This window comes from Candidatus Accumulibacter sp. ACC005 (assembly GCF_907163215.1).
Taxonomy (GTDB): Bacteria; Pseudomonadota; Gammaproteobacteria; order Burkholderiales; family Rhodocyclaceae; genus Accumulibacter; species Accumulibacter regalis.
Genome location: NZ_CAJQUB010000006.1, coordinates 78,877 through 102,765 on the forward strand (window position 1 = coordinate 78,877; position 23,889 = coordinate 102,765).

20 protein-coding genes are annotated in these 23,889 nt (G+C 59.5%); 8 read left to right on the top strand and 12 right to left on the bottom strand.

The genetic code is table 11. The features are described 5' to 3' along the window. The first annotated feature begins 2 nt into the window (after positions 1-2). The 3 genes from QZ613_RS07590 to QZ613_RS07600 are packed head-to-tail and all read left to right on the top strand — an operon-like array spanning position 3 to position 1,654. A complete protein-coding gene (locus QZ613_RS07590) occupies positions 3-470 on the top strand; it encodes a hypothetical protein (RefSeq protein WP_291862655.1) in 468 nt (155 codons plus the stop codon). A 13-nt stretch (positions 471-483) separates the two neighbouring features. After that, entirely contained in the window at positions 484-1,113 is a 630-nt protein-coding gene (locus QZ613_RS07595; RefSeq protein ID WP_291862652.1) for an SCO family protein, read from the top strand. A 55-nt stretch (positions 1,114-1,168) separates the two neighbouring features. After that, on the top strand, positions 1,169-1,654 hold the full coding sequence (locus QZ613_RS07600) for a copper chaperone PCu(A)C (RefSeq protein WP_043570061.1): 486 nt from the start codon (positions 1,169-1,171) through the stop codon (positions 1,652-1,654). Positions 1,655-1,786: 132 nt separating this feature from the next. Here the strand turns inward: QZ613_RS07600 and QZ613_RS07605 are convergent, their stop codons facing one another. From QZ613_RS07605 to QZ613_RS07650, 10 genes are all read right to left on the bottom strand, one after another. Beyond that, on the bottom strand, positions 1,787-1,957 hold the full coding sequence (locus QZ613_RS07605) for a hypothetical protein (protein WP_291862648.1): 171 nt from the start codon (positions 1,955-1,957) through the stop codon (positions 1,787-1,789). A gap of 679 nt (positions 1,958-2,636) precedes the next feature. Further along, the gene (locus tag QZ613_RS07610) at positions 2,637-4,145 is read right to left on the bottom strand and encodes an NYN domain-containing protein (RefSeq protein ID WP_043570059.1); all 1,509 of its coding nucleotides are present in this window, start codon (positions 4,143-4,145) and stop codon (positions 2,637-2,639) included. A gap of 24 nt (positions 4,146-4,169) precedes the next feature. Further along, on the bottom strand, positions 4,170-6,212 hold the full coding sequence (gene brxL / locus QZ613_RS07615; protein ID WP_291982123.1) for a protease Lon-related BREX system protein BrxL: 2,043 nt from the start codon (positions 6,210-6,212) through the stop codon (positions 4,170-4,172). 8 nt (positions 6,213-6,220) lie between these two features. Further along, complete coding sequence (gene pglZ, locus QZ613_RS07620; RefSeq protein WP_291981928.1) at positions 6,221-8,833, bottom strand: BREX-1 system phosphatase PglZ type A; 2,613 nt, start codon at positions 8,831-8,833, stop codon at positions 6,221-6,223. Beyond that, positions 8,830-9,039 carry a hypothetical protein gene (locus QZ613_RS07625; RefSeq protein ID WP_291981931.1) on the bottom strand — a complete coding sequence of 70 codons (210 nt, stop codon included), beginning with the start codon at positions 9,037-9,039 and terminating at the stop codon, positions 8,830-8,832. Before QZ613_RS07625 ends, pglZ begins: the two co-directional genes overlap by 4 nt. Beyond that, positions 9,036-10,184: a PDDEXK nuclease domain-containing protein gene (locus tag QZ613_RS07630; RefSeq protein ID WP_366144434.1), complete on the bottom strand. Its 1,149-nt coding sequence runs from the start codon at positions 10,182-10,184 to the stop codon at positions 9,036-9,038. Before QZ613_RS07630 ends, QZ613_RS07625 begins: the two co-directional genes overlap by 4 nt. After that, positions 10,174-13,701, bottom strand: coding sequence for a BREX-1 system adenine-specific DNA-methyltransferase PglX (pglX, locus tag QZ613_RS07635; protein ID WP_291981933.1), 3,528 nt, complete (start codon positions 13,699-13,701; stop codon positions 10,174-10,176). Before pglX ends, QZ613_RS07630 begins: the two co-directional genes overlap by 11 nt. Positions 13,702-13,710: 9 nt before the next feature. Beyond that, positions 13,711-17,325, bottom strand: coding sequence for a BREX system P-loop protein BrxC (gene brxC / locus QZ613_RS07640; RefSeq protein ID WP_291981935.1), 3,615 nt, complete (start codon positions 17,323-17,325; stop codon positions 13,711-13,713). A gap of 25 nt (positions 17,326-17,350) precedes the next feature. After that, positions 17,351-17,929 (bottom strand): DUF1788 domain-containing protein, encoded by a 579-nt coding sequence (locus tag QZ613_RS07645; RefSeq protein WP_291981937.1) that lies wholly within the window; start codon positions 17,927-17,929, stop codon positions 17,351-17,353. Further along, positions 17,926-18,522 carry a DUF1819 family protein gene (locus QZ613_RS07650; RefSeq protein ID WP_291981939.1) on the bottom strand — a complete coding sequence of 199 codons (597 nt, stop codon included), beginning with the start codon at positions 18,520-18,522 and terminating at the stop codon, positions 17,926-17,928. Before QZ613_RS07650 ends, QZ613_RS07645 begins: the two co-directional genes overlap by 4 nt. 1,134 nt (positions 18,523-19,656) lie before the next feature. Between QZ613_RS07650 and QZ613_RS07655 the strand changes: the two genes are divergently transcribed. From QZ613_RS07655 to QZ613_RS07675, 5 genes are all read left to right on the top strand, one after another. Next, positions 19,657-20,877, top strand: a complete 1,221-nt coding sequence (locus tag QZ613_RS07655; protein ID WP_291981941.1) for a site-specific integrase — start codon at positions 19,657-19,659, stop codon at positions 20,875-20,877. 2 nt (positions 20,878-20,879) lie between these two features. Further along, a complete protein-coding gene (locus QZ613_RS07660) occupies positions 20,880-21,137 on the top strand; it encodes a DUF4160 domain-containing protein (protein ID WP_043570042.1) in 258 nt (85 codons plus the stop codon). A gap of 4 nt (positions 21,138-21,141) precedes the next feature. Then, positions 21,142-21,402 carry a DUF2442 domain-containing protein gene (locus tag QZ613_RS07665; RefSeq protein ID WP_291981944.1) on the top strand — a complete coding sequence of 87 codons (261 nt, stop codon included), beginning with the start codon at positions 21,142-21,144 and terminating at the stop codon, positions 21,400-21,402. 72 nt (positions 21,403-21,474) lie between these two features. Continuing rightward, positions 21,475-21,705, top strand: coding sequence for a type II toxin-antitoxin system MqsA family antitoxin (locus QZ613_RS07670; protein ID WP_291981946.1), 231 nt, complete (start codon positions 21,475-21,477; stop codon positions 21,703-21,705). Positions 21,706-21,820: 115 nt separating this feature from the next. Then, positions 21,821-22,549, top strand: a complete 729-nt coding sequence (locus QZ613_RS07675; protein ID WP_291981948.1) for a hypothetical protein — start codon at positions 21,821-21,823, stop codon at positions 22,547-22,549. A gap of 99 nt (positions 22,550-22,648) precedes the next feature. Here the strand turns inward: QZ613_RS07675 and QZ613_RS07680 are convergent, their stop codons facing one another. Together QZ613_RS07680 and istB are read right to left on the bottom strand one after the other, a co-directional pair. Beyond that, positions 22,649-22,930, bottom strand: coding sequence for a hypothetical protein (locus tag QZ613_RS07680; RefSeq protein WP_291866376.1), 282 nt, complete (start codon positions 22,928-22,930; stop codon positions 22,649-22,651). Between the two features lie 214 nt (positions 22,931-23,144). Continuing rightward, a complete protein-coding gene (istB, locus tag QZ613_RS07685) occupies positions 23,145-23,879 on the bottom strand; it encodes an IS21-like element helper ATPase IstB (RefSeq protein ID WP_291921499.1) in 735 nt (244 codons plus the stop codon). Between the last annotated feature and the right edge of the window lie 10 nt (positions 23,880-23,889).

A 23,889-nucleotide genomic window follows, 5' to 3' on the forward strand; every position in this document is an offset into this window, starting at 1 on the left:
AGATGACCAAGAACCTGCTGCTCGACGCCGCGATCCTGCTCGGCCTGGCGATCCTCGGCGTCATCGGCTACAAGCTGGCGCCGTTGCTCAGCCCGAAGGCCGACATCGCGCTCGCGCTGTCGAGCTGCGATCTGAACCAGCGGTCGTGTGCGGCAGCCTTGCCTGACGGCGGCCAACTCGAGTTCTCCATCGAACCACGCCCTGTCCCATCACTGAAACCCCTGCAATTGCGGGCGACCGTCACCGGCAGCGAGGTGCGCAGGGTCGAGGTCGATTTTGCCGGCAGCGAAATGAAAATGGGCTATAACCGGCCGCAGCTGGCGAGCGAGCCGGGCGAAAAGCAGCGCTTTTCTGGGCAGGCCAGTCTGCCGGTATGCATCACCGGGAGCATGCAATGGGATGTGACGGTACTGGTCGATACCGGCAAGGCGCTGGTTGCCGCGCCATTCCGCCTCCAGACGAGCAACTGACGCGGGCGGGCGCATGAGAAGCCGCCTGCCGTTGATCGCCCTGATTGTCGTGCTGAGCGCGACGCTGGTTTTCGTGACCGCCTTCTGGGATCCGCGCCCGCCGGCGACCGTCATGGCTGTTCAGAATGCGCGCCTGGCAGCAGCGAAGCCAGCGGGAGGTGACTTCATGCTGCAGGGGCCGCAAGGACCGGTCGCCCTTGCCGACTATCGCGGCAAGGTCGTCCTGCTCTACTTCGGCTATACCTACTGCCCCGACGTTTGCCCGACCGCGCTGGCGCTGATCGCCCAGGCGCTGTCCGGATTGGAAGCCAGCGAGCAGCCGCAGGTGCAAGCCCTGTTCATCTCGGTGGACCCGCAACGCGATAGCGCTGACCGCCTGCAGGAGTACGCACCCTACTTTCACCCGAAGCTGATCGGCCTGAGCGGTACGCAGGACGAGATTGCCAGCGTCGCCGCGCGCTATGGTGCCCGCTACGAAGCGCAGTCGCCGAATGATCAGGGGCAATACAGCGTCGACCACTCGTCCGCAACCTACCTGATCGACACTCAGGGAAAACTGGCACTGACCCTGCCCCACGCCTCGACGCCGGCACAGATCCTCGCCGCCATCCGCCAACACCTGCCGCCGGTGGTGGCCAAATGAAGGCGGCCAAAGCCCCCTCGATCACTGACTTGTACTGACAGGAGAAATCCCCGCCATGCGTTTGCAGCCCACCCTTTTCGTCCTTGCGGCAGCGATTACGCTGCCCTTGCCGGCCCTGGCCAGCGAAACCGACCTGACCATCGCCGACGCCTACGTGCGCATGGTGCCGCCGGGAACGCCCAACACTGCCGCTTTCATGACCATCGTCAATAACGGCACCAGCGACCGCAAGCTAATCAAGGCAGAAAGCCCGCTGGCCAGGAGGGGCGAGTTGCATACGCACCTCAACGACCAGGGCATGATGCGCATGCGCCAGGTCGCGGAGATCGAGATCAAGGCTGCGACGCAGACGGAACTCAAGCCCGGCGGCTACCACGTCATGCTGCTCGACCTTCAGCAGCCACTGCGCGAGGGCGAAACCGTGCCCCTCACCCTTCGCTTCGACGACAACAGCACAAAGCTGCTTGACGCACCGGTCAAAAAACCGCAAACGGTCATGAAAACCGAGAACCCGCCCGAGCACGGCGCGATGAAGCACTGAGCGAGGGAGCATCTGCGCCGGCCGCCGTCGTTCGCGCCAACGCCCGGCGCGGGTGAGGGCCCGGCACCTGGGGCAGCACATCGGGCCAGTGCGTACGGCTGCCGCAGATGGGCACCACGGGCCATTCCGCAGCTACCGCCGCGTGCCGTAGATTCTGGACTTCCTGCGCCAGCAGGCCGGTTTCTGCAAAGCCGCGATATCCACCCGCGGTGTCGCAAAGATCTCCTGCGCAACAGCCCAGCGATTCGTCTCCGCCTGATAGACACCGGCGATCTGCTCAAACAACTTCTGAATGCGATTCATGGTCAGTCCCTCCTCCGTCGAGTCCAATCGAAACCCACTGCAACGGAACAAAGCGTAACCGGAAACTGTATGCATGTACAGTTGTTTTTTGACAAGAGGCGGCCCGCAGCGTCGCTACAATCGAGTAGACGACTCGAGAGTCGCGCCTGCCGTACCAGCAATGGCAGAGCAGCAGCCGCTCGCCCTGGCTTCCCGCCAAGAATCTGATAAAAAGCCTTGGAAAATCCGGCTCGTCCGTGTCGAGTTTGACGAGCGCGCCGCCGTTTCAGGCGGACGGTCTCAGCAACTCCTCTTTCTGTCTTCTGCAAAAAGCGTCATGTTGAGGTGGTGATTATCCTCTAGCCAGCTTTCGTCAGTCTCGACGCACAAGGCGCGTCGGGAAAAGGCGACGCCGCCAGAGTTCTACGAAAATTCGCCGCCACCAACACTCGTGGCCGAACCGCCGCATCGGCGAGTTGTTGCCCATCAGACTGCCTGCCTGACCTGCACGCGGAGAGGTGGGTGCGCTGCACGCTTACAGCCTTGAGTGCCAAAAGACCGCAAAAACGGCTTTGAACCTCGTCTGTCGTCCCGCATCGCGAAAACCATGCCGCCGCGCGGGCGGAGTCCGACGTCCCAGACAGCCGTGCGGCTCCGCCAAGCGTCCTGAATACGGGACTTCTTCGACCACGACCTGCCGTCACTGAGAAGCTCCAGCGGATATCCAGTTGTCGATCGAACTGACCATTGCGGCATCGAGCATGATCTCCTCGCGCAGACAGAGTGAACGAATACTGTCCGCCAGCTTCCTGCACAGGGTAGGCGCATCATTGGTGCCCTCCTCGAAGGAGTGGCCGCGCATCAACAAGCCCCGCAAGACATGATTCACGTCCGCACGACTGACCGGCAACCCGGAATCGCGGCATCGGTCGCGAACGCGCTTGCCGGTCTCCATGAAATTAAAAGGGCTGCTGAGCAGATCGCTTGCGATCATTTCCATCAGGTTTCGGTATCTCTTTGGGGATAGCAGAGGCACATCGGTGAGTTCATGAATGTGTCTGGCGACTCCGTACAGCTCTTTGTCTGTCCATTCCGCTCCCGGTTCAGAGGCAACCACAGAGTCAACCTCAAAGGACACGGCATGACGGCTCGGGTCGAAAGCCACGCCGCCCGAACCATTCCAGTTGAGCTGGACTGGCTCTACGTTCAGCGATTCGACAAACTTGCGAAATGTTCCCTTGCCGGCCCAGTCTGCAGCCAGAGAGCTGTCCTGTCCGAGGATCAGAGTTGCCAATCGCCCGCAGGGTACCGGCTGCAAGGCCCTGGCGATCTCGGCTCTGATCAATTCCTCGATCTTGACCTGTCCACCGTTGTGCTTGCCGACGATTGCTGCAACGCCATTGGTCGTTGAGGGCGAATGGCGCTCGGAGTCGTAGATCGTCCCGCCTCCCTCCCAAGTGACGGCCAGGGGCGTGAGGTCCAAGGAATCAATCAAGGCGCGAAAACTGCCAAAACCACCCCATGACGACGCGTCGAGGTCTTCGATCGTCCGCAGCAGTGCCGAAGCTAATTTGGCGAGGGGGACCGGGGCCGGAGCTTCTCTTACCGCTTGGCGGATCAGCGCCAGGGCTGATGATGCCAACTCGGGGGTTGCGCTGATTTCTACTGGCGGCGGTTCAGTGAGAGCCTCCCCGAAGGTCAGTGCCTTCCGCACAAAGTCATCCTGATCAATCAACAGGTCAGCCGATGCCCGGTAGGCCGCTGAGGAGAAGCCAATGGCCAGCACTGTCGTTCGCCGGTCCCAGCGCCGCAGTTTGCGCAGCACCGGAGTGAAATCGGCGTCAGCAGAAAAGACAATGAACTCGTCGTAGTGGGTTTCCTGCTGAAGCAGATCGACTATGTCGAGAACCATGTGGATGTCGGTGCTCGTCTTGCCCTCGCTGGTCATTGGCGGGCAATCAACGATTTCAAATCCAGCCAGATTGAACGAGGGGCGGAACCGTTGATACGCCTGCGGATTCAGATAGCAGCGCCGCACGAGGATACGGCGCTTAGCACCGGGCCGCGCTGGAGTCGGCAGTTCCAGCGACTCAACCAGCCAATTCATCCAGGCCGACGGCATGCGTGCGAACTGGTCGGCGGTTCCCTGATCAAGACGACGCAGGCCGGAATAGACATTGTCAAAATCGACAAACAAAGCGCTTTTCATGAACTGCCTTCCTCAAGACTCACCTCACTCCACCCCAATCGCCTTGAATGCCGCATCCACTGGATCGGAATAGAAACTTGTCTGGAACTTGGCGAACAGTTCCCCCGGAACGCTCGGAATGTCGCCAACGCTGGACATCGGCAACAGTATCTTCTTTGCCCCGGCGTCAAACGCAAGCTGCAAGCTTTCCGCAAGATTGCGCACCTGCACCACCGTTCCACCCAGGCTCATGTCGCCCATGATCGCCATCTGCGACTGGACCGGGCGGCCCAGCGCTGCCGAGCACAGGGCGATGAAGCTGGCGAGTGTGAATGACTGCGGCGCGCCGGCATTCTTTAGCTCGACAAGCTGCAGGTGGAAATCGTGTTCGCCTGGCTTGATCGATGCACTGACGCGCGCAGAATTGGCCTTGAAGTAGTCGAAGGCAACCCGCACCGGCTCGCGCGGTGCGGCACCCGAGGCAGAGACTTTTCCACCGCCGGCAATGGTTTGAATTTCAATACGGTAGATCCCCGGCATTTCGGATGTGCCCATACTGATCGTATGCAGTGCGCCAGGTGCCAGGCGGCCATCCGGGATCAAGGCACCACTCGACTGTTCAGGAACGGAAACAAAACGCTCCTGGCTATCCTCAAGATCGATGTAGGAGAAGTGGACGTCGTAGAACTCCATGCCGCCGATCTTCTTGAGCTGCTCCTTCACGCGCCGGCGAACTTCCAGCGCGTACTCAAGGCACTTGCGTACGATCTCCTTGTCGTAATCGCCGGCTGGACAGATCAGCTTCAGCAGGCCCGACACCGTCCTACGCACGGCAATGGTGTCGCGCTGATTCAGGTTGTTGCCGAGCTTGAACCACTTGTCGATGGCGTCGGCGAAGTTGACCTTGCGCATTTCGCGCAGGTACTCGGCCAGGTAATCGACGATCAACCCGTACTGGTTCGTGAAAAACTCCGGACGCATTTTCGGGATTTCCCAGCCGGGCACATAGGCGTGGAAGCGATCAAAGAACGCCGAGTCGATCATCACCTCGGGGAAGGGTCTGAACAGGTGGCTCGTCTTGACCAGCGACTCGACAGTCTGCCCTTGCGGGAGGTTTCCGACGAAGACCATCGCCGCGTTCGCGCTGATCGCCTCGCGTCCCCGCGAGAATGATCCGCTGGCCATGAAATCCTTCATGATCTGGACGCCGTCCTGATCCTTGAAGTTGATTCCGGCCACCTCATCGAAGGCCACCACGTCCCACAGCCCGACCAGCCCAACCTTGCGCGCCGCCATGTTGTAGAACAGGTTGGCGACAGTGGTCTGCCCACCCGAAACCAGGATGCTGTTCGGGCTAATCTCTTTGTAGATGTGGCTCTTGCCCGTACCGCGCGGGCCAAGCTCACAGAAGTTGTAGTTGTTCTCGACCAGCGGAATCATCCGGGCCAGCAGATGCCACTTCACCCGATCCTTGAAGCAGGACGGCTCCATGCCCGTTGAACGGATCAGTGCGTCAATCCAGAGCGCTTCTGTGAATGCCTTGCGCCCTTCAAACAGCCCCGGCATGTCCATGTTGGGCATCTGAATCGGTTTGAGGTCGCTGACCAGGAAAGGCGAGCCCTTCTGGTTCTCCTCGAATCGGTAGTGGAGCGTGACGATGCACCAGATGCCACCGACCAGCAGCTTCTCGAACTGGCGAACGTAGGCATCGGAAATCTCGGCATTCTTGACCCCGAGATTCGATAGCAGCGCTTCATAGACATCGCGCTTTTCATTCAGCCTGACCGTCACCTTGTCGATGACCTTGTAACTGCCGCTCTCGCGAATCTTCGACTTGACCTTCTCGGCCTCGTCGGGTCGAACGTAGTTCTCGCTGAGAATCCGCTTTACATTGACCAGTCCGGCATCGATGGTCGCCTGATCATCGGACGCGCAGTACATCCCGAGCAGATATTCGAGGACGTAGACGGGAACATTGGCGCCTTCCTTGATGAGCTTGGTCAGATCCTTGCGCACCACCTTGCCGGCGAATTGCCGATTCAGCAGGGCATCGAGATTGCTGTCGTTCTCGGGGAGTTGTTCAGTCATCATCGGTTTTAGAAGTCGTTGGCGAAAGCCAGGTCCACCTTGACCGGAATCCGGACCACTTCGACCCTGGTTTGGGTGTCACGGGCAATCAGGAAATGGTCTTTGCTCTTGTCGTATTGACCGGACTTGATGGTCAGGATCACCGAGCGCTTGCGCTCGTCCATCAGGCCCGAGCTGCTGTCGAAAGTCAGCGACTGTTCGTCGCTGATCATGGTCTCGCCGTCACGCAGAGAGACCAGCACCGATCTTGCCAACACCCGTTCCGAAACCGGTTCGGTCTGGATGAATTCGAAGCGCTGCTTGTTGGTGACCACCTTGTTCGACGAGCCCAGCAAGCTGAATTCCACCGCGCGCGTCTTGGCCGACTGGTTTTCACTTTCGCGCAGGGTGATCACCGGAATCACGATCTCCTGCGGCATGGCGCTGCCATGAACGAAACGGGCGCCGCCGGAAAAATGAAAGCGAGCCGCTCCTTTGGGCACCCAGAAATCCATGCTGCCTTCACCCGCTGTCGTCCCCGCCGTGACGGCCGTGTTGCCACACCACGCCTGGCCGCTTTCGCCGATCCCTTGCCCCAGCAGATAGCGCTTCTTCGCCCGTAGCGTTCCTGCCGGCTTGTCAATGAGCGTCGATTTATCCGCCTTGTCGAGCGCAGATTCCTGGTAAAGAAAGCCGTGATCGGCGGTGATCAACACCAGTGACGCATTGAGGCTATTGACGAGAAAACTCGCGATCTGATTGAGTTCCGCCAGCGTCTGGGCAACGGCGTCGAAGGTCTGCCCCTCCGAGCCTTGCTTGTCCCCCAGCATGTCGATCCTGTCGTGATAGACGTAGATCACGCGATGATCGCGAACAAAGTCCCGGCCCTTGTCCTTGCCCATCGACAGCAGCTCATCGGCCTTGACGGCAACCCCCTGATATCTGCCCAGATGTGCGCTGCGCTGCTCAAGCGTCGAAACCACCGCGGCGTCGGCCATCACGTCGAGATTGCTGTTCGTCCTGTAGGCCAGCGTATGGTGCGGCAACAGCGACGCCATGCCGAGCGCGGTGTAACTGGGTAGCACGCCGAGCATGGGTGTCAGGGCCGCCTTGAAGCGGCTCTTGCCATTGATGTCGCGAACCAGTTCTTCCGCCACCTCGTAGCGGAATGCATCGGAGATAACGACAAACGCCCGGCGGATCCCCGCATCCAGATGCGCCATGACGTGCGTTTCGAAGAAGTCCGGCTGATTGACCCAGGCAGCGACCTTCCAGCTCGACAACAGACCGTCCTTGCCTTCCAGCACCTTGCTCCAGGCAGACCCCAGCTGCGGAACGAACCAGCCCGAATAGGCGCTCTCGATGCGTTCACGAAGCTCGTGCAGCAAGGCCCAACCCATCGGCTCCACGCCATCGGCAGCGTGGTTGATCTGGCGATAGAGTTGATCGAAGCGGAACAGCTCGGTCTGGTACGCCGCCAATCCGGCCTCGGCTGTGGCGAAACCGAAGCCGGCGTTGAATCTCTCTTTCAACTCGAAGAAAGCAGCCGCTGCTTCCAGCGCGTCGTAACACGATGCCAGCGCGCGTGTCGTGGCGCTGGAATGCGCCAATAGCTTGTTGGCCCAATGGCCGTCACGACGCCGGGCGATCAATCCGCGCAAGGTATCCATGTCGGCGCCGGCGCCGGCGATAATCCGGCCCTTGACGTCCTGGATGATGCGCCGCTCGACTTCCTCGAAAGTCATCGTTTCCGCCAATGACTCGGCAGATAGACCGGCAATCACACCGTTCAGACCCAGTACGCGAGCCACGGTCCCCGACAAGGCATCGTAGCTGGCAAAGTGCTGCATGTGCGAGCGCCATCCGGCAACGAAGACCGAGGCGTTTGCCGCGCGTGCCTTGTCACCGATGACAAAATGCGACAGCTGCGCCGGACAAGCACCGCCGACGGTCCGTGAAAGATCCGTCACCAGGATCCGGAAGAGGAAATCCCTCAGGTTCGGCGAGGCGTCGCTATATCCCATTTCCTGCTCAACCAGGACCCAGAACGAATCCATAAGGTCATTGGCGACGATGTCGGACCACGCTTTCGGTTCGGCATCGAGATTGGCGACGCCGTCCTGCACCAGGGCAGAAAATAGACGCAGAAGGATTCCCGGGAGATCAGGTTGCTCGGTTGTTGCCAAAACCGCGATCATCTTGCGGTCGAGATCCCCGGCATCATCGTTGGGGGAGACCCAGCGCTTGAGGCGGTCGACACGGTCCCTGGACTTGAGGAATTTGGCGCGTTCTTTCAGGTGCGCTCGCAGTTGCTGCGAGTTCAGGCCGAGATCCTCCAGCAGGATCGACGCGTTGTCAGCGTGGAAGCTCTTGCTGCGCAGCCGGATGTCCAGCAGCCAGTCGTCGGCAAGCTCAGGGACCGGTTTGGCGCTGTAGAGGAGGAAGCGGGCCAGCGGCGCTGCGCGCTCGAGTTGGAGCTTGATGGCCAGGGCCGGTAGATCGTCGAGATAGAGCAACTCGACTGCGTCGGGCAACAGATTCTTGACGGAAAAAGAGAACTCGCCGTCGGCGTCGTGCCAAAAGACAATCGGATGACTGGCGAACGCGGTAGTCAGCGCGTCGGTGATGCGTTGCTCGCTCATGCTGGCTCTTGATCAGTCTGGTTGGAAACTTGTGCAACAGCCTGTTGCACTATTTGTGCAAGCGCCACTTGCACAAAGCAGAGGCAAGCTCGTTTCATTTTCCAGAATTCCTGCCTGAGCTTTCCATCAATCCCGCGCCCGTTGTCGAACCCGTCTGGCACATAGGTCAAAAGCAGGCTATCTGCCTGTTTTGAAATCTTGATCATTGACTACCACCGTTGCTATTGCCGTCGTCCACTTCTTGCAACTGCTGCAAGTCATTCTCGATTTCCTCTACCGTCGGCATTGCGCCCTTCAGATTGTCTGGCAAGGTTTCCACCAGGGTGTATTCGCTCACGCCCATGGGTTTGTTCATATCGCGCAGGGCAAACTCCACCTCGATGTTGTTCTTGTCTCGGCACAGCAGCAAACCAATGGTGGGCTGGTCGTCCTCGCGTTTGAGAAGGCTGTCTACCGCCGACAGGTAGAAATTGAGCTTGCCCGCGTACTCGGGAATGAATTTGCGGTTCTTGAGCTCGACTACCACGTAACACTTCAGCGTGACGTGATAGAACAACAGGTCAATGTAATAATCGTTAGCGGCGATTTCCAGGTGGTACTGGCGGCCGATGAAGGCAAAACCCTTGCCCAACTCCAACAGAAATTGGGTGATGTGCTGGGTGAGTTGCCGCTCGACATCCCGCTCGTTGTACGGGGCCGTCATCGCCATGAAGTCAAAGCTGTAAGGGTCTTTGAGGGTTTGCTGGGCGAGGTCGGACTGTGGCAATGGCAAGGCGCGGGAAAAGTTGGTCACCGCCCTCCCAGTGCGGGCATACAGATTTGACTTGAGTTGCAGTGCCAGCACATCACGGCTCCAGCCTTGCTCAAGGGTTTGGGTAATATAGAAACCGGCTTCGGCCACACTGCTGCACTTGGTAAAAATCAGGATGTTGTGGCCCCAGGGGATTTCCATCAGCGACGCAGAAAGCTGGCTTTCAGACCCTGCCCAAGGCGTCTCGCGTAATTTGGCAACAGCCTGTTGCCAAATTGCAGGATCGCAGTAGAAACGAAAGAAAGCCCGGCAGTAGCGCAGATTCTTGGATGAAAAGCCGCCGATCTCCGGGAAGGCTTGTCTCAAGTCGCGACTGAATGCGTCGATGAATCCGCTTCCCCATTGGGCATGGGCTTCCCGATCAGCAATTTGCGCCCCGATTTCGTAGTAGAGCGAAATCAACTCCCCATTGGCGGCCAACGCGACTTTCATTCGTGTCGCATGGATTCTCTGCTTGATGGTCTTGAGCCAGTCCTGGTAGTCGGCCAGCACAGCGGGCGGGAGAGCCAAGGGGCTTGTCATGGCGGGGTCAGTCATCATTCACACCTCCCGTCACCGCCTTCACCTCCGCCAGCAGATCACCGAACTTACCGTAATTGAGCTTCACCCCATCGTCCAGATCGAGACTGATGCGCATGTCAGCGTAGTGGCGGAGTTTTTCGTCGTAGGCGAGGAGTTCGACGTGCTTCTTCTGCAGCGACTCGATCTGCTTGGCGATCTTGTTGCGGGCAGCGGTTGAGCTGGCTGTGTCGCGGTCTTTTTCGAGCATTTCGATGCGCGACACCATCTTGCCCGTGAGCGGCACGACGTACTCGGCGCGCATGCGGGCGAGCGTGCCTTCGTGGTAGCGGTGCAGGTAGACCAGGGCCTGGAAGCCACCCTGTTTGCCGCTGGAAAAGAGCCAGTAGATCGGGCGCTTCTTGTAGGTTTGGAGGTGGTCCTTGAAGAACTTGTCGGCGAGGTAGCGGCGGATGGTCTCGATCACGGCTTCGCTGGCCTTGGCGCCCAGGTTGTCGGCGAGGAAGACCATGTTCTGGTCGAGCTTCTCGGCGCCCCAGGTGGCGAGCAGGAATTCGCGCACGCGGTTGGCGGCGTCGTCCTCGAACCAGAGCTCGTCGGTGATCGGCACGATGCCGTCGGCGTCGGCGGGGAAGGTCTGGTAGCGCGTGGCGTCGAAGCCGACGTTGCCGGCGTCGGCGTAGATCAGGCCGGGCGCGTCCAGGCTGTAGCGGCCCATCATGCAGCCGATGGCGTAGGAGACCAGTTCCTCCATGCTGTCCTGGCGGAAACGGGTCCACTGCTCGTCCTCGGTGAGCTTGCCGCCGTAGCGGTAGGCGGGGTTTACCGTGAGGGTGATCTGCTCGATCGGGACGTCGGGGGTGAGCTCGTCCGCCAGGCCGTAGGCGTCGATGAAGAGGCGGTTGTTCTCCTCTTCGAGGCGCTTCATCTCGGCTATGGTGGCGCGGTTCTGGGTGATCCACGCGGTGTAGCTGGATTCGAGGGTGGGGGCGAGGTCGGTGGAGGCCGTCAGGAGGGGGAGGGATTGGAAGCCCCAAGAGCGCTCATATGCGCTCCAGTCTTCATTTGACAATTCGATTAGAGGCCACGCGCTTTTTTCGCTCAGAGACACCGTCGAAATGTAGGGGATGGCCTTAACATCAATCGTGTTGAGGCAGAACGTCGGATTCAAGATCCTCAGATACGATTTGCCAACAACAGAATTGGCCATCAAGAGTACACGAGTCAGGTCTTCATCCTTTCGGAAAAAGAGCGCCAGACCCTTCGTGTCAAACGTCGTATCCCGAGGAAGAAATCGAAAACCCGTTCCTAGGGACGAAATCACAGTCCAAGTAATTCCTTCTAGATACCAATAGGCTTCGTCGATAATACGAGAGGAGTGGTTTATCCTGTAGAAAGAGCGCGCCTGCTCGCTCCAGTTGCACACGTACTCGATATTCCCAGACCATTTCCTATAATCGCCGCCCTTGGCATACAACAGCCACTTCTTGCTCCTTCCGACTTCTCGCTCCGACACCTCCCACCAAAGGCGCAAAAACCTGTCGTTGTCGGCAGTTACATTCTTGCCTTCACCCTTTGTCAGTGAACCAATCTTTGGGAGCGTGAATCTATCGAGGAATTGCGATGAAACCCAATAGGCAACGGGGGAACCTGGGATCTTTTTGAATTCGCCGTTCGGGACACTGAAGCGTGGATTAGCGTGAAATCGCTTCTTAAGGTCTTCATTGCTCGCAACGCTTCCCTGCTTATCGAATAGTCGGAGAAAACGGCCGCCAAAGGCGGAGGGGAGAGAGCGACGTAGGACGTATGCACAGCTACCGAAGTCTGACCCCCAAACTCCCCGGCCGTTGTGCACGAGGCTTGACATTGGTGCATGTTCAAAGACATGCGTTCTTAGTTGTTCGAACGAGGAAAGGAACAACCAGCTAGGAATGGTGATCATTCCAACGTGGCCATCCTTCTTAGCCAACTGAATGTTGCGAAGAGTGAAGGCGCCATAGAGGTCCGCCTTGCCTGCTTTGTAGTTGGTACTTAGTAGGTCCTTCAACAGGGGGCAGTAATACCCGCTTCCCATATAGGGCGGATTGGCCACCACCGCGTCGTACTGAGCCGCCAAGAGCTCAGCCTGCTGCACCACTGGCGCCAATCGCTTAAGCGCCTCCGACACGAAGATATCCTGGCTGCTCGCCTCGCTCAGCTGCTTCAGCCCCGGCAACTTCTCCGCCAGCCCCTCCGGCACCTGAATCAACGACCCAAACGTCGTCGCATGCTCGAACAACCGTTTCAGTTCCGCGAGATCGCCCGGCTTCAGCCCGTAGTCCCCGAGCACCACCCCTTTCGCCAGCCCCTCCGCATCGAACCCCGCGCTATCCACCAGGGCCATCACATTGAGCTTCACCCCCCGCTCAAACAGCCGCCGGTCATCCGCCCGCCCCTTCATCATCAGCGCAAAGCCCGTCAGCTGCGCCGCACGCTCGTCAATATCGAGGCCGAAGAGGTTCTTTTCGAGGATCAACCGCGCCACATCGCGTTGCCGATAACCGCGCTCCAGGTAGATGGCCTTGAAGAGCTCATAGGCTTCCACGAGGATGTGCCCGGAGCCACAGGCCGGGTCGATGAGCGTCAGCTCCTCGGGGTCGAGCTGGCTCGGCGTGATGGCCGCGAGCTGTACCTTGACCTCGTCGGTCTGCTCGGCCGGCTCGATGTAATACTCCATCTGCCCTGCAAGCAGCGACTGGGGATAGGTCGCCAGCCACTGCGCCCCCAGCGAGTTCTGGACCATGTACTTCACGATCCAGTTGGGCGTGAAGAGCTGGGTCGCCGCTGGAATGTCTTCCGAGGCCACCACCTTGCCGATGACCTGGTCCTTCTTCTCCGAGATGTAGAACTGGTAGAGCCAGCCGATGATCTCGATGTCGGCCCAGTCGGCTTCCGGGATTTCATCGACCAGCGAAGCGATCAGTGAATCGGTGCGGATGAGGTTATCGGGCAGCAACAGTTCGGATTCGTCGTCGATGCGCTCGAAGAGGAAGGTCATGGCGCTGGAGAGCGCGTTGCATTGCGCGACCAACAAGAGCCGATAGAGGTCACCATCCTTGTTGCCAGCCAGCTTGAGGTCGGCGATCTGGGCAGCGTTCAGGCCCGGTAGCACACCGACGAGTTCGGTGGCGTGGGCGAGGATTTCCGGCAGACCGCCTTCCCGGCTCGACAGCGCCCGGTAGCCATGGTCCAGATAGTCGTGGATCTCCATGTAGCGCAGCGCGGCAAAACGATTGAACCAGGTGTAGGCCACCGCCTCGATGGTGTGCGCAAAGCCGTCCTCGTTGATGCGCTGAATCAGGCGATCGCGCTGCTGATGCACCTTGCCGGGCCATGCCTGCCCGGCGATGACGACGATGTCGCCCTTTTGCTCGCTGGGGGCGATGTCGAGCTTGCCGCCTTTCACCGATAGTCCGAGCAGGTTGGCGCGAGCCTGAACGGCGGCAATGAAATCCTTGCGGGCTTGCGGGGCGTAGGACTTGAGCTTGGCGGTGTTCATGGCTTCTTCTTATTGGATGCGTGCGCGCTGGCCGGCTTTGATGGTGGCGAGAAGCTCGGCCTTGAGTTTGGCGACGTAGCTTTCGACCTCGGCTTCGGTTTCCAGATAGATCGTCGGTGAAAGCTCTGCGGCCCAAATGACCCTGGAGGGTTTCGGCGCTGCCGTGTGGGCACCGGTCGTCAACACCTTTTCCGTGGTCGTGCCTCCGGAATCCTCCAGCACCGTTGCGCGCTTCTGGCTGGCCGATTCGATGATGAGCATCGCATCGTCAAGCAGGTTGCCGCCTTGATCCTGAAAATAGAGGATCTTCGGAATACTCGACAGAGCAGCGACCTTCGTCTTTAGCTCCTGCAAAGGCTGCAAAGCCTTGTTACGCAGAGCCGCTGCTGCCTGAACCTGATCGAGAGATTTCATGATCTCGCCGATTTTGGCGTCGATCGAGTTGAGGGCGCGTTCGCGGCGCTGTTGCGCCGCGGTTTCGTTGGCGGCCTCAACCGTCTTGATCAGCGTCTCAACGCGCGGGATCTGGCCGTAGGGCGTCGGATTGTCGCGTATCGACTCCAGGTCGGCCAGTGCGGTGGCGACAGCGGGAAGCTTGAGCAAGACGTCGCGGTTTTCGGCAAAGTCGGTCAGCGCTTCGAGCAGCTTGCGCCAGGTCGGGAGCTGCGTTTTGTAGAAGCTGACGACATCATGGATATCTTCGCTGGTGTCCAGCCAGTCGCTTTTCGCGCTCAACATGGTTTCGATGAACTCGAAGGCGTCACGGATCGCGAGTTGTTTGCCGATGCGGGTAGTGGCCGCGTCGATCACGGCCTTGCCAGGATGGTGCTTGATTGCTGCGGTCTGGGCGTAGCCCTTGAGGTCGGACTGCCAGTTGCCAAGGGCCGCACGGTAATCGGCCACCAGCCCGTCCGCGTCGTCGCGAGCGATCCTGGCGAAGATGTCCTTGTAGAGATCCCGCGCCCGCTTGAGAGACTCGGCAGGCGGTATCTTTTTCTTGAGGATCGAGACCTGCTTGAAACGGACCGACTTGGTCAAGGGATCGCCGGCGCTCTTCGGGTCGAGATCGTCGCCTCCGCACATCAGTTTGATCTCGCCGGCCATGAACAGTCGGGCGATCAGCAGCACTACTTCCCATTCGGGCTTCCAGCCCCAGGGGATGCCGGTAAAGCGATCGACGACGTCGGCGAGCAGCACGCGCTCAGCGCTGGCCTTGAGGTGAAGGTACTCGCGCAGCTCATTGAGGGCGAGGTGGTTGCCTTCTTCGCCGTCGAGGCCGAGCCCCTGTTGGCCAATGGTATCGGCGGCCAGGACGGCCTTGATCTCGGCGATGGGGTCAGCCTGACGCAGCTTGAGGTACGTGAGCTTGGTGTAGGTGTTGGTGATCAGGTAATTGACCAGCTCGTCGAGCAACGTGGTCGGGCCGGCGGCCTTGATCTGCAGTTTCTGGCCGAGTGCATAGAAGTCGCCGCTAACCATGAGATCGCCCAACTGGGCGAGGATGCGGCGACGGCGTTCGCGGTTCTCGTCCTTGCGGTCTGACAAAATGCGCTTGAGCGAGGCGGCAGCCATGCTGGCCTTGGGGCTGTCGATGTACTTTTCGATCTGGACGTAGAGGCTCAGCTCGATGTCGAGCCGATCACCTTCGGCGGTCCGTATCAGAGAACGCCCGCCCGATTCCGAGCTGCGCAGAATGCATCTGGCTTCGCTGAGTAGTTCGTAGTCATCGCCGAGCGGCGTGGCGATTTCAAGGCTGAGCGGATGACTGGCGTTCTTCCATGGTGCTCCGTCGAGCAGCCGGTTGAATTCGTAGTCGGCCTTGGTGAGCTTGTGGCGTACCTTCGTCTGTCCACCGAGGATGTCGTCGTAGATCAGTTCGCTGAGCAGCCGCCATTTTTCGTTGGCGGACACTTCAACATGGCCGATCTCGCGGGCCACGTCGCGTTCTTCGTTGGTCAGGAAAAACCAGCGGTCGCCATTGCGGCTGACGAGTCGCTGCTTTTCGAGTCGGGCAAGGCTTTCCTGGATGCGGCGCTTTAGTGCCAGCTTGTCGGCGTCGATTTCGTTGACGCAAAGCGTGGCGAGGTTGTCGATATTCGGTTTGACGATGTCCGGAATGTAACGGATCAGGAACATCGCTTTCAGAAGGTCGGCGTCGTAGGGGTCGAGCGCGCTGTTGCCCGGCGCTTCGTCGATCGAGCGCTTGGCCGTGGTGTCGATGAAGCTCTCGATCGACGGATAGAAGTCGTAGAGCGGCACCAACGCATCGATCCCCCGGTCGGCATTGCGAACGGCGGCGGATTGGAAAGCGTCGAGCAGCGAGCGCTCGCCTTTGGAAAGGTGCTTGCCGGTTGCACCGACCTTGCGGATCGATTCGAAGATCTTCTGGAGCAGCGTGAACTGATACGGGGCGAACGGGTAACAGGCGACGAACTCCGCTGAATCCTTGTAGCTCTTCATCGTGACCGAGTTACCGACGAAGGCGAGCTGGTTGTTGATGATGTCGCCTTTCTTTTCGAAGCGGTCGCGCAGGGCGACATGAGCGGCTTCGGTCTTAGCGAGGAGACGCTCGCCGATGACCTCGTCGGTGTTTGAACTGGCCAGCGACAGGCGTGTGTGGAAGCGTCCCTGAATCTTCGAGAAGTCCTGCGACCTGGCCTTGTTGGCTTCGCCGATTGCCGCGTCGATGTCTTCCTGGCTGGTAACGATGACCCATGCCCGGCCCTGGCACAGGGTTCCCAGTTGCTCGGCAATGGTCTGCAAGTTCAGCATCAGCTGTGTGTTGTTACCGATGAACTGACCAACTTCATCGACCAGGAAAACAATCCGGTGCCCCGCCGGCTTGCTGTCGAGATAGTCACGAATCAGCCTGGCGAGCCCTTCGATATTGATTCGATAGGTTTCCCGAGCGCTGTCGAACCAGGCGCCGGCGGATTCCTCGCTCTGCTTGAGGGCCTTGGCCAGCGCAAAAACCACCTCATCGCGAAGGAAGCCGGCGGCGTCGCGTTGGTCGTCCCAGGTTGAACCGCTCTTCTCGGCGAAGGCGGCCTTGAACGTTTCGTATGCTCCCTTGCTGACCAGGTGACGTTCCATTTCAGCCACATGCGGGGCGTCGCCGCTGTAGCCGAGCTTTTCGTTGAAGACGCGCAGGAAGACTTGCAGGATGACATCGCGCTCATCCTTGCTGTCCGCCTTGGCGTCGATGTTGAACAGGATCACATCGGAGCTGCCTTGCACCGCACGCTGAACGTCAGCAAGCAGCATTGCGTCCTTGATCTTGTGTTCGTCGAAGAACGCTGCAGCCCGCTTGGTCGTGCCGTCCGCCGGGTTCACTGCTTCGATGTTCTCCAGCAGGTAGGACAGGATCTTGATGAAGTGCGACTTGCCGGATCCGAAGAATCCCGAGACCCAGACGGCCATGCGCGCCGAAAGCACCGGGTCTTTCGGGTTGTCGGCAGCCGCCAGGAAGGCGTCGAAGAAGCGGCGGAGGTATTCGGTAAGCTGCTTGGTGACCACATACTCGTCGAGTTCCTGCCAGATGCTCTCGGCGTCCCGCTGATCGGCCTTGATAACGCCATTTATCGGGCGGTCAATCGGCTTGGTGAAGAGGTCCCTGATTTTCATTGTTGTTTGTTCCGGGGAGAGGGTTTCAGGAGACGAGGCGGAAGGCGCGGTAGTAGTGGTCGTCTTTCAAGCGGCTGAAGAGGCGTAGGGAATAGCCGTCGTACTTGCCCGGGTAGAACATCACCAGCGGCTTATCCTGCATGTGGGCATGCAGCGCCGAGAGCAGCGTATGGGTGCGGAGCATGGGATAGACCGCGCCGACATTCCAGAGAATGAGCAGGTCAAGGCCGGCGATGTCGTTCTTGGTCACTAGCCGCTTGGCGAGCTTGTCTTCCTTGAGTACTCCGCGCAGCTCTTTGAGTGTCTTGGCATCACCCTGCGTGCGCTGCATCTCGATGACCTTGTCGAGCAGCTTGCGCTCTTCGAGCAGGCCGATCACCAGGTCAAAGAGATTGATCGCCGTCGCTCTGATCGCCGGCTGATGCCTGGCCAGGGCCGGCAGCACGGAACCCTGGAGGAAAGCCCGCACGGCCATTTCGTCCTCCGGCGGATAGTCGAAGATCCAGAAGCCGATCTCGCCGCCTGAGCCCTTATTGGCCAACACGTCAGGGGAAGTCAGCCTGGGTAGGATCTGGTTGAGCCGCTCGTCAAGTTTCTGACTCATCTGGTCATGTCCATGATGGCAAGCACCGAAGTTTCACCGTGGCGTTCAAGGTAGCTCACCACATCGGGATTCAGATGGGGAGGGGTGAGCCTCAGGGTCCTGGTGGAGTCGAGATAGTGGGCTTCGGCGAGAACGCGAATGATGACCTGCAGCACCTTGGCTTTGGTGGAGTCGCTGAAATTCGCAAGTTCGGGATCGCGCCGTACGCATTCCGCCAGGAAGCCTTCCCACTCTTTGCCGGGAGACAGGTTTTGCTCCAGCCGGCGCAGGTTTCCGGCATACACGTCACGCACGAAGTCGGCGAAGATACGGCTGTGCTTGATCGCTGCCGCGAACAACAACTGTGTCGCGACCTCGTGCGAACCGGTGGCAACCAGCGTCAAGCCTTCTTCCTCTAGCGTTTCGAGCCGTTTACGGATCAACTGAGCTAGCCGGCGGGCCGTAGCAGGCGTCTTCTTCTGCAGCAGGTTGTCGAGCTTGAGGGCATCGAGCCACTGTTCCGGGGAAGGACCGGTCAGGAGCAAACGAGCGATCCTCCGGCTTTCCGGCAACATCAAGGAACCTGCGGAGATTTCCGCGTTGTAGATTCCCATTAGATTTCCATTCGGCAGGTCCCTCAGCCCCAATAATGGCTTTTGCATGGCCTTACTCGGCATTGTACGGGAACCGGCCGAGGCACCGGCTCGCACTTGATGAAAAGCCAGGAAATGCATGAGAGCCTCATGCGACATGCGAGCCAGACACGGGTCTATCTGACCAACTCGTGACAGTCACGAAGCATAAGAGAAGGCGATGTCCAACAAGTCCGGTGGCGGTCAAGAAACGAGGCAGGCCACCCAAGGGCGAGCAGCCGATGACTTACAGCGAGCGTAAGCGCGCCCAGAGAACTCGCGACAGGCGGGCGACCATAGACGCCATTAGCGACGAGAAGAACGCATCGCTGCGGGCGCTTCTGGCACTTCTCGCGCGCGTTGACCCGTCGGAACCGCCAAGGCAGTCAGCACGCCGTGCCTGGGCTGAAATTGGCCGTCGTTACGGATTCGTGACCATCACGAAGTGAGATGAGAGCATGGAAACGATTGAAGGAGCGAGCTTGGGCAACTCCGCAGTGATTCCATTGCAGATATGCTTAGTGACTGCGGCGGCAAGGGTCGAGCGCGACCCGCCACCAGAAATTCTTCGAGCCGCCTAGGCCGTGGCCGTCTCACGGCGAGACTTGGAGAGGCCGCAATCGAGCGGTTGCTTACCGAAACGAACCTTACCAGCGAGCTTACCAGCCATGCCGTGACCGTCAGCGCTGAACGGGCGCGCCCGGGACGGAGTTGCTGTAGGGGAATTGCTCGACAGAATTCAAAATCTGGAACGGGTGGCTGCTCGCCAATGCCGCTGAAGTACGCGCAGCTTGGGTAACGGCGCCCCGTCGAAGATAGCGAAGAAGCCGGCTTGGTTGCGGCAAACGTAACCCCGGCGTAACCCCAACAAAAAGCCCGACCTTGTGAGTCGGGCTAAGCGTTTGATTTACTGGTGCCGCTGGACGGAATCGAACTGTCGACCTTCGCATTACGAATGCGTGATTCCCGGCAAACCTACGCATTATCGAACCTTAACAAACCTATACACAGCAATATGTTAGTGATAGACTCATCTTAACGGGCTAGCGCCAAATGTGACGTAATTTGATAGCCCGTGCTAGCCCGGTGATAGCCCGATTTATGCGAGGTGGAAAAATGGCACAGATCAAGTTCGGCAAGATCGCCCTGCAGGGGCTTGAACTTCCGCCGGCTGGCAAGCGGCTGACGGTCTACGACACCAAGGTGCCGAAGCTGGCCCTGCGAATAACTTCAGCGGGTGCGAAAACCTTCTATGTGGTGAAGCGGGCCGGCGCATCAATGGCCTGGGTCAAGCTGGGCACCTTCCCCGACATGACAGTAGAGAAGGCGCAAGCCGAGGCCGAAAGGATTCTTGGCGAGTTTGCCAGCGGTGCGAACCCGGCCGAGGCGCGACGAACCTTCAAGGCTGAACCGACGCTGGCGGAGTTTTTCATTGAGTACGGCACCCGGCACGGTGAAAAGCTGACCGTGTGGCGCGACATGCAGCAACGATTCCGGGACTATCTGCAAAAGCCCCTCGGCGATCGGAAGTTGACGAGCATCACCAGGGCGATGATTGCCCGTGCCCTTTCCGATGTTGAGAAGGCCGGCAAGGCGGCGGCGACGGTCAAGCTTGTCCGGGCGTTGGCGTCTGGCATCTTCGGCAAAGCGATTGAATGGGGCTACCTCGAAACGAACCCGGCGCAAGGCGTCAAGGTGGCGGGCCGCACGGTAAGCCGTGACCGTTTTTTGCAAGCAGACGAACTTCCCCGTTTTTTTCAATCCCTGGCGGAAGAACCGAGCACTACTATGCGTGACTTCATTTTGTTGGCGCTACTTACTGGCGCGCGGCGGGCCAATCTGTGCGCAATGCGCTGGACAGAAATCAAGCTGGCTGATTTCGTCTGGCGCGTCCCCGACACGAAGAACGCCACCCCGCAGAACGTGACCCTATCGCCTGAAGCGGTGGAGATTCTCAAGGCACGGCAGGAAGCGAGCGCAGGCGAGTTCGTATTCCCTGGGCCTGGCGCAAGCGGTCACATGGTGGAACCGAAGAAAGCCGTTATCCGAGTCATGGAGCGGGCCGGTATCCCCTACGGCAGAAATGACCCGAACGGCGTAACCCTGCATGATCTGCGGCGTACGCTGGGAAGTTGGCAGGCTAGAACTGGCGCATCGCTGGCCATCATCGGCAAGAGCTTGAACCACAAGAGCCAGCAGGCGACAGCAATTTATGCCCGTCTCGACCTTGACCCGGTGCGGGCATCCGTCAACACGGCTACCGCGGCTATGATGGAGGCTGGCGGAATGAAAGAGGCGGCGGAGGTGGTGACCATGCCGAAGCGGGGAACTGCCTAATCATGCCTGAAATCTCCCGTTTTTTCGGCATCGTCATTTACATGAACTGGCGAGAGCATCCGCCAATGCACTTTCATGCCGTCTACGGCGAACACGAAGCACTGATGACCATGGACGGCAAGGTGTACGCCGGTTCGCTACCGGGCCGGGCGCTGTCGATGGTTCGCGAATGGATGGCGCTACATCGGAACGAAATTGAAGCCGACTGGAATCTTGCGCAGCAGAAAAAGCCGCTGAATCCAATTGATCCTCTGGAGTAACGACATGATCCTGCACACCACGGAAGTAGCCCCCCTGCCCGACTATCGCCTTTTCCTGCGCTTCAACAACGGCGAAGCCGGCGAAGTGGATTTGTCCGCTGAACTCGACGGCGAAGTGTTTGAGGCGCTACGCGACCCCGACGTGTTCGCCACAGCAAGCCAGCACCCGCTGATGCGCACGGCGGCTTGGGCAAACGGGGCGGACCTTGCGCCCGAATTCCTGCTCGATCTGATGCGCGCGCAGCAAAAGGACCGGGCCGCGTGATCGAAGATTAGCCGACCAATAAGCGCTACCCGACGGCCTATGGCTGGCGGATCTGGCTACCAGGAACAACCCATGAAATGCCCTATCTGCCGGCACGGCGAAACCCGTTCGGGCGCTGTCACTGCTCCACTTGAACGCTGCAATGTGGTGATCATTTTCCGCAAGGTGCCGGCGCTGGTGTGCGAAAACAGCGGCGAAGCTTTCCATGACGAGGCCGTTACTGCTGCCTTGCTGAAGCAGGCCGAACAGGCAGCGGCGGCGGGCGTGGAAATCGACGTTCGGCGCTTCGCGGTGGCCGCGTGACCTGAGAAAACCTGAGGTTTGCTGCGCCTAGTTCGAGGCTGATCCCCGAGGGCGCAAATTGGACTTTCCTAGCGATGCCTCAGAGCAAACGACCAACCATGAAAGTAGCGTAATAGTGAGCGTACTGTTCAAACTGCGGGAATGGCTGACGGTCGCCGAAGCTGCGAAGCATCTGACTATCCTGTTCGGCGAGGATGTAACCGAAGCGGACGTTCTGCGATTAGCGCTTGATGGGCACTTGCGAATATCGATCTACTTTGTAAACAGCATGCGGGCAGAGCGAGGAGCAGTGGTGCCCATTGAGAAAGCCCAATTCAGAGAGATGTCATTGCCGGAGATCGCGCTGATGGAAGAGTGGAGGAGCCTTGAGTTTGAGGTTCCGTGTCCATTCCCCTACTACCCGCGCGTGCTAGTCGGAAGCTACTTCAGCGACCGCGTGGTTTTTCAACCTGAAGGAGGCCCACAACTCTTCAAGGGTATTTTCGATCTTTTGTTGATTGACGATGGCAGGCAGGGTGTGGAGGCTAGGTACCAGTCGCTAACCGGCGGAGCTAAGGTCGACATGGAGTTTTTTATTGACTCGGCGCTGCTTCTTCATGACCCGGACAGCGGAGCAAGCTTGCTTCTATGCCACGAGCCCCGAAAGTCACGACGTTACGGTAGAGGCGATCCGCTGCCGAACGATTCAAGGCTCGTAGTTCGTACCGCAGCACTACGAGAGCTTGAAGCATCGATAAACGCCGCTTCGGAAAGCCCGGCACAGCCGATGGCAACGACCAACCGTGTGTATTCCACGCAAACTGGACACCGATTCCACGGCAAACTGGACACTCATTCCACGTGAATCTGGACAGTCGGAGCGTAGCGACGCGGGGTTGAAAGGTTTTACTCTGAGGCTCGTATTGTGGTCAAGTTTTTGGCCCAAAAAGACAACCGTTGGGCGTTACTGCGTAACGGATTCTTTGGCCAATAGAAGGCGCTTTTCGTAGTAGTCCGTCTCTCCATTGTGCACCCGCGCCGCGCGGCCCAAAGCGACGTTGTTCGCCTCGCGAAGCAGGCCTTCAAGGACCTCGCGTTGCGTTACTGCGTAACAAGCCGCCAGGCGCTCCAGGGCACGCTTGGCGTGAAGATTGACCAGCAGATTCAGCCGTTCGGCCTGGCCGTCCTCATCTTTCAAGTGACGAGCGCGATAGTCCGATTGCCGTTGAGCATTGGTTTTTGCCATGGTGATGTTCCTGTTGAGCGTTACGCAGTAACGGTTTGATGGAGGGGTTGGCGTGCCAGCGACGCTGCAATTGAGGGCGCAGGCCGTGGGGCGCTTTGGGCGCAACGAGTGACGCCGCGCAGAGTTATCCACGGCCGCCCGCCAGGCTGCGCTCCCTCTATAGCAGGCGGGCTGGCGGGCGGCGGTGGGTAACTTGTCGGGCTGGCTGAGGCGGTCATACCGGTTTCTCGGGCTTGCGCAACGATTCCCCGTCGAGGTCCAGCGTATGCGCCTGATGGACCAGCCGGTCCATGATCGCGTCGGCCAGCGTCGGGTCGCCGATCGACGCATGCCAATGCTCGACTTGCAGCTGGCTGGTGATGATCGTCGAGCGCGTCCCATGGCGGTCGTCGAAGATCTCCAGGAGATCCCGACGGCTGTCGTCGGAAAGCGGCGCCAGCGCCCATTCGTCGATCACCAGCACCGCGGTCTTGGCCAACTGCGCCAGCAGCTTCAAGTAACTGCCATCGCCACGGCCGATCGCCAGTGCCGGCAAGAGACGCGTCAAACGCACATAGAGCACCGAATGCCCCTGCCGACACGCCTGGTTGGCCAAGGCGCACGCCAGATACGTCTTGCCGATCCCCGTCGGCCCGCAGATCAGCACGTTCTGGTGATCGCTCACCCAGCGCCCGGTCATCAAGCGGGCGAACAGTCCCCGGTCGAGTTGGCGCGGATGCCGGAAATTGACATCTTCTGGCGTCGCCGCCTGTTTCAGCCCGGCGCGTTTCAGACGCGCCGTATTCTGCCGTGACTCGCGTTCGGCCGCCTCGCAGTCGACCAGCAGCCCGAGGCGCTCCTCGAACGACAACTGGCCGATCTCCGGGCTTTGCGCCTGGCTGGCCAGCGCCCGGGCCATGCCCGGAAGGCGCAGTTGGTGGAGTCTCTCGACGGTCGGATGATTCAGCATGGCAAAGCTC

Coding starts and splice junctions, on each gene's coding strand:
- QZ613_RS07590 (WP_291862655.1), top strand. CDS start 3: ATGACCAAGAACCTGCTGCTCGACGCCGCGATCCTGCTCGGCCTGGCG.
- QZ613_RS07595 (WP_291862652.1), top strand. CDS start 484: ATGAGAAGCCGCCTGCCGTTGATCGCCCTGATTGTCGTGCTGAGCGCG.
- QZ613_RS07600 (WP_043570061.1), top strand. CDS start 1,169: ATGCGTTTGCAGCCCACCCTTTTCGTCCTTGCGGCAGCGATTACGCTG.
- QZ613_RS07605 (WP_291862648.1), bottom strand. CDS start 1,957: ATGAATCGCATTCAGAAGTTGTTTGAGCAGATCGCCGGTGTCTATCAG.
- QZ613_RS07610 (WP_043570059.1), bottom strand. CDS start 4,145: ATGAAAAGCGCTTTGTTTGTCGATTTTGACAATGTCTATTCCGGCCTG.
- brxL (WP_291982123.1), bottom strand. CDS start 6,212: ATGACTGAACAACTCCCCGAGAACGACAGCAATCTCGATGCCCTGCTG.
- pglZ (WP_291981928.1), bottom strand. CDS start 8,833: ATGAGCGAGCAACGCATCACCGACGCGCTGACTACCGCGTTCGCCAGT.
- QZ613_RS07625 (WP_291981931.1), bottom strand. CDS start 9,039: ATGATCAAGATTTCAAAACAGGCAGATAGCCTGCTTTTGACCTATGTG.
- QZ613_RS07630 (WP_366144434.1), bottom strand. CDS start 10,184: ATGATGACTGACCCCGCCATGACAAGCCCCTTGGCTCTCCCGCCCGCT.
- pglX (WP_291981933.1), bottom strand. CDS start 13,701: ATGAACACCGCCAAGCTCAAGTCCTACGCCCCGCAAGCCCGCAAGGAT.
- brxC (WP_291981935.1), bottom strand. CDS start 17,325: ATGAAAATCAGGGACCTCTTCACCAAGCCGATTGACCGCCCGATAAAT.
- QZ613_RS07645 (WP_291981937.1), bottom strand. CDS start 17,929: ATGAGTCAGAAACTTGACGAGCGGCTCAACCAGATCCTACCCAGGCTG.
- QZ613_RS07650 (WP_291981939.1), bottom strand. CDS start 18,522: ATGGGAATCTACAACGCGGAAATCTCCGCAGGTTCCTTGATGTTGCCG.
- QZ613_RS07655 (WP_291981941.1), top strand. CDS start 19,657: ATGGCACAGATCAAGTTCGGCAAGATCGCCCTGCAGGGGCTTGAACTT.
- QZ613_RS07660 (WP_043570042.1), top strand. CDS start 20,880: ATGCCTGAAATCTCCCGTTTTTTCGGCATCGTCATTTACATGAACTGG.
- QZ613_RS07665 (WP_291981944.1), top strand. CDS start 21,142: ATGATCCTGCACACCACGGAAGTAGCCCCCCTGCCCGACTATCGCCTT.
- QZ613_RS07670 (WP_291981946.1), top strand. CDS start 21,475: ATGAAATGCCCTATCTGCCGGCACGGCGAAACCCGTTCGGGCGCTGTC.
- QZ613_RS07680 (WP_291866376.1), bottom strand. CDS start 22,930: ATGGCAAAAACCAATGCTCAACGGCAATCGGACTATCGCGCTCGTCAC.
- istB (WP_291921499.1), bottom strand. CDS start 23,879: ATGCTGAATCATCCGACCGTCGAGAGACTCCACCAACTGCGCCTTCCG.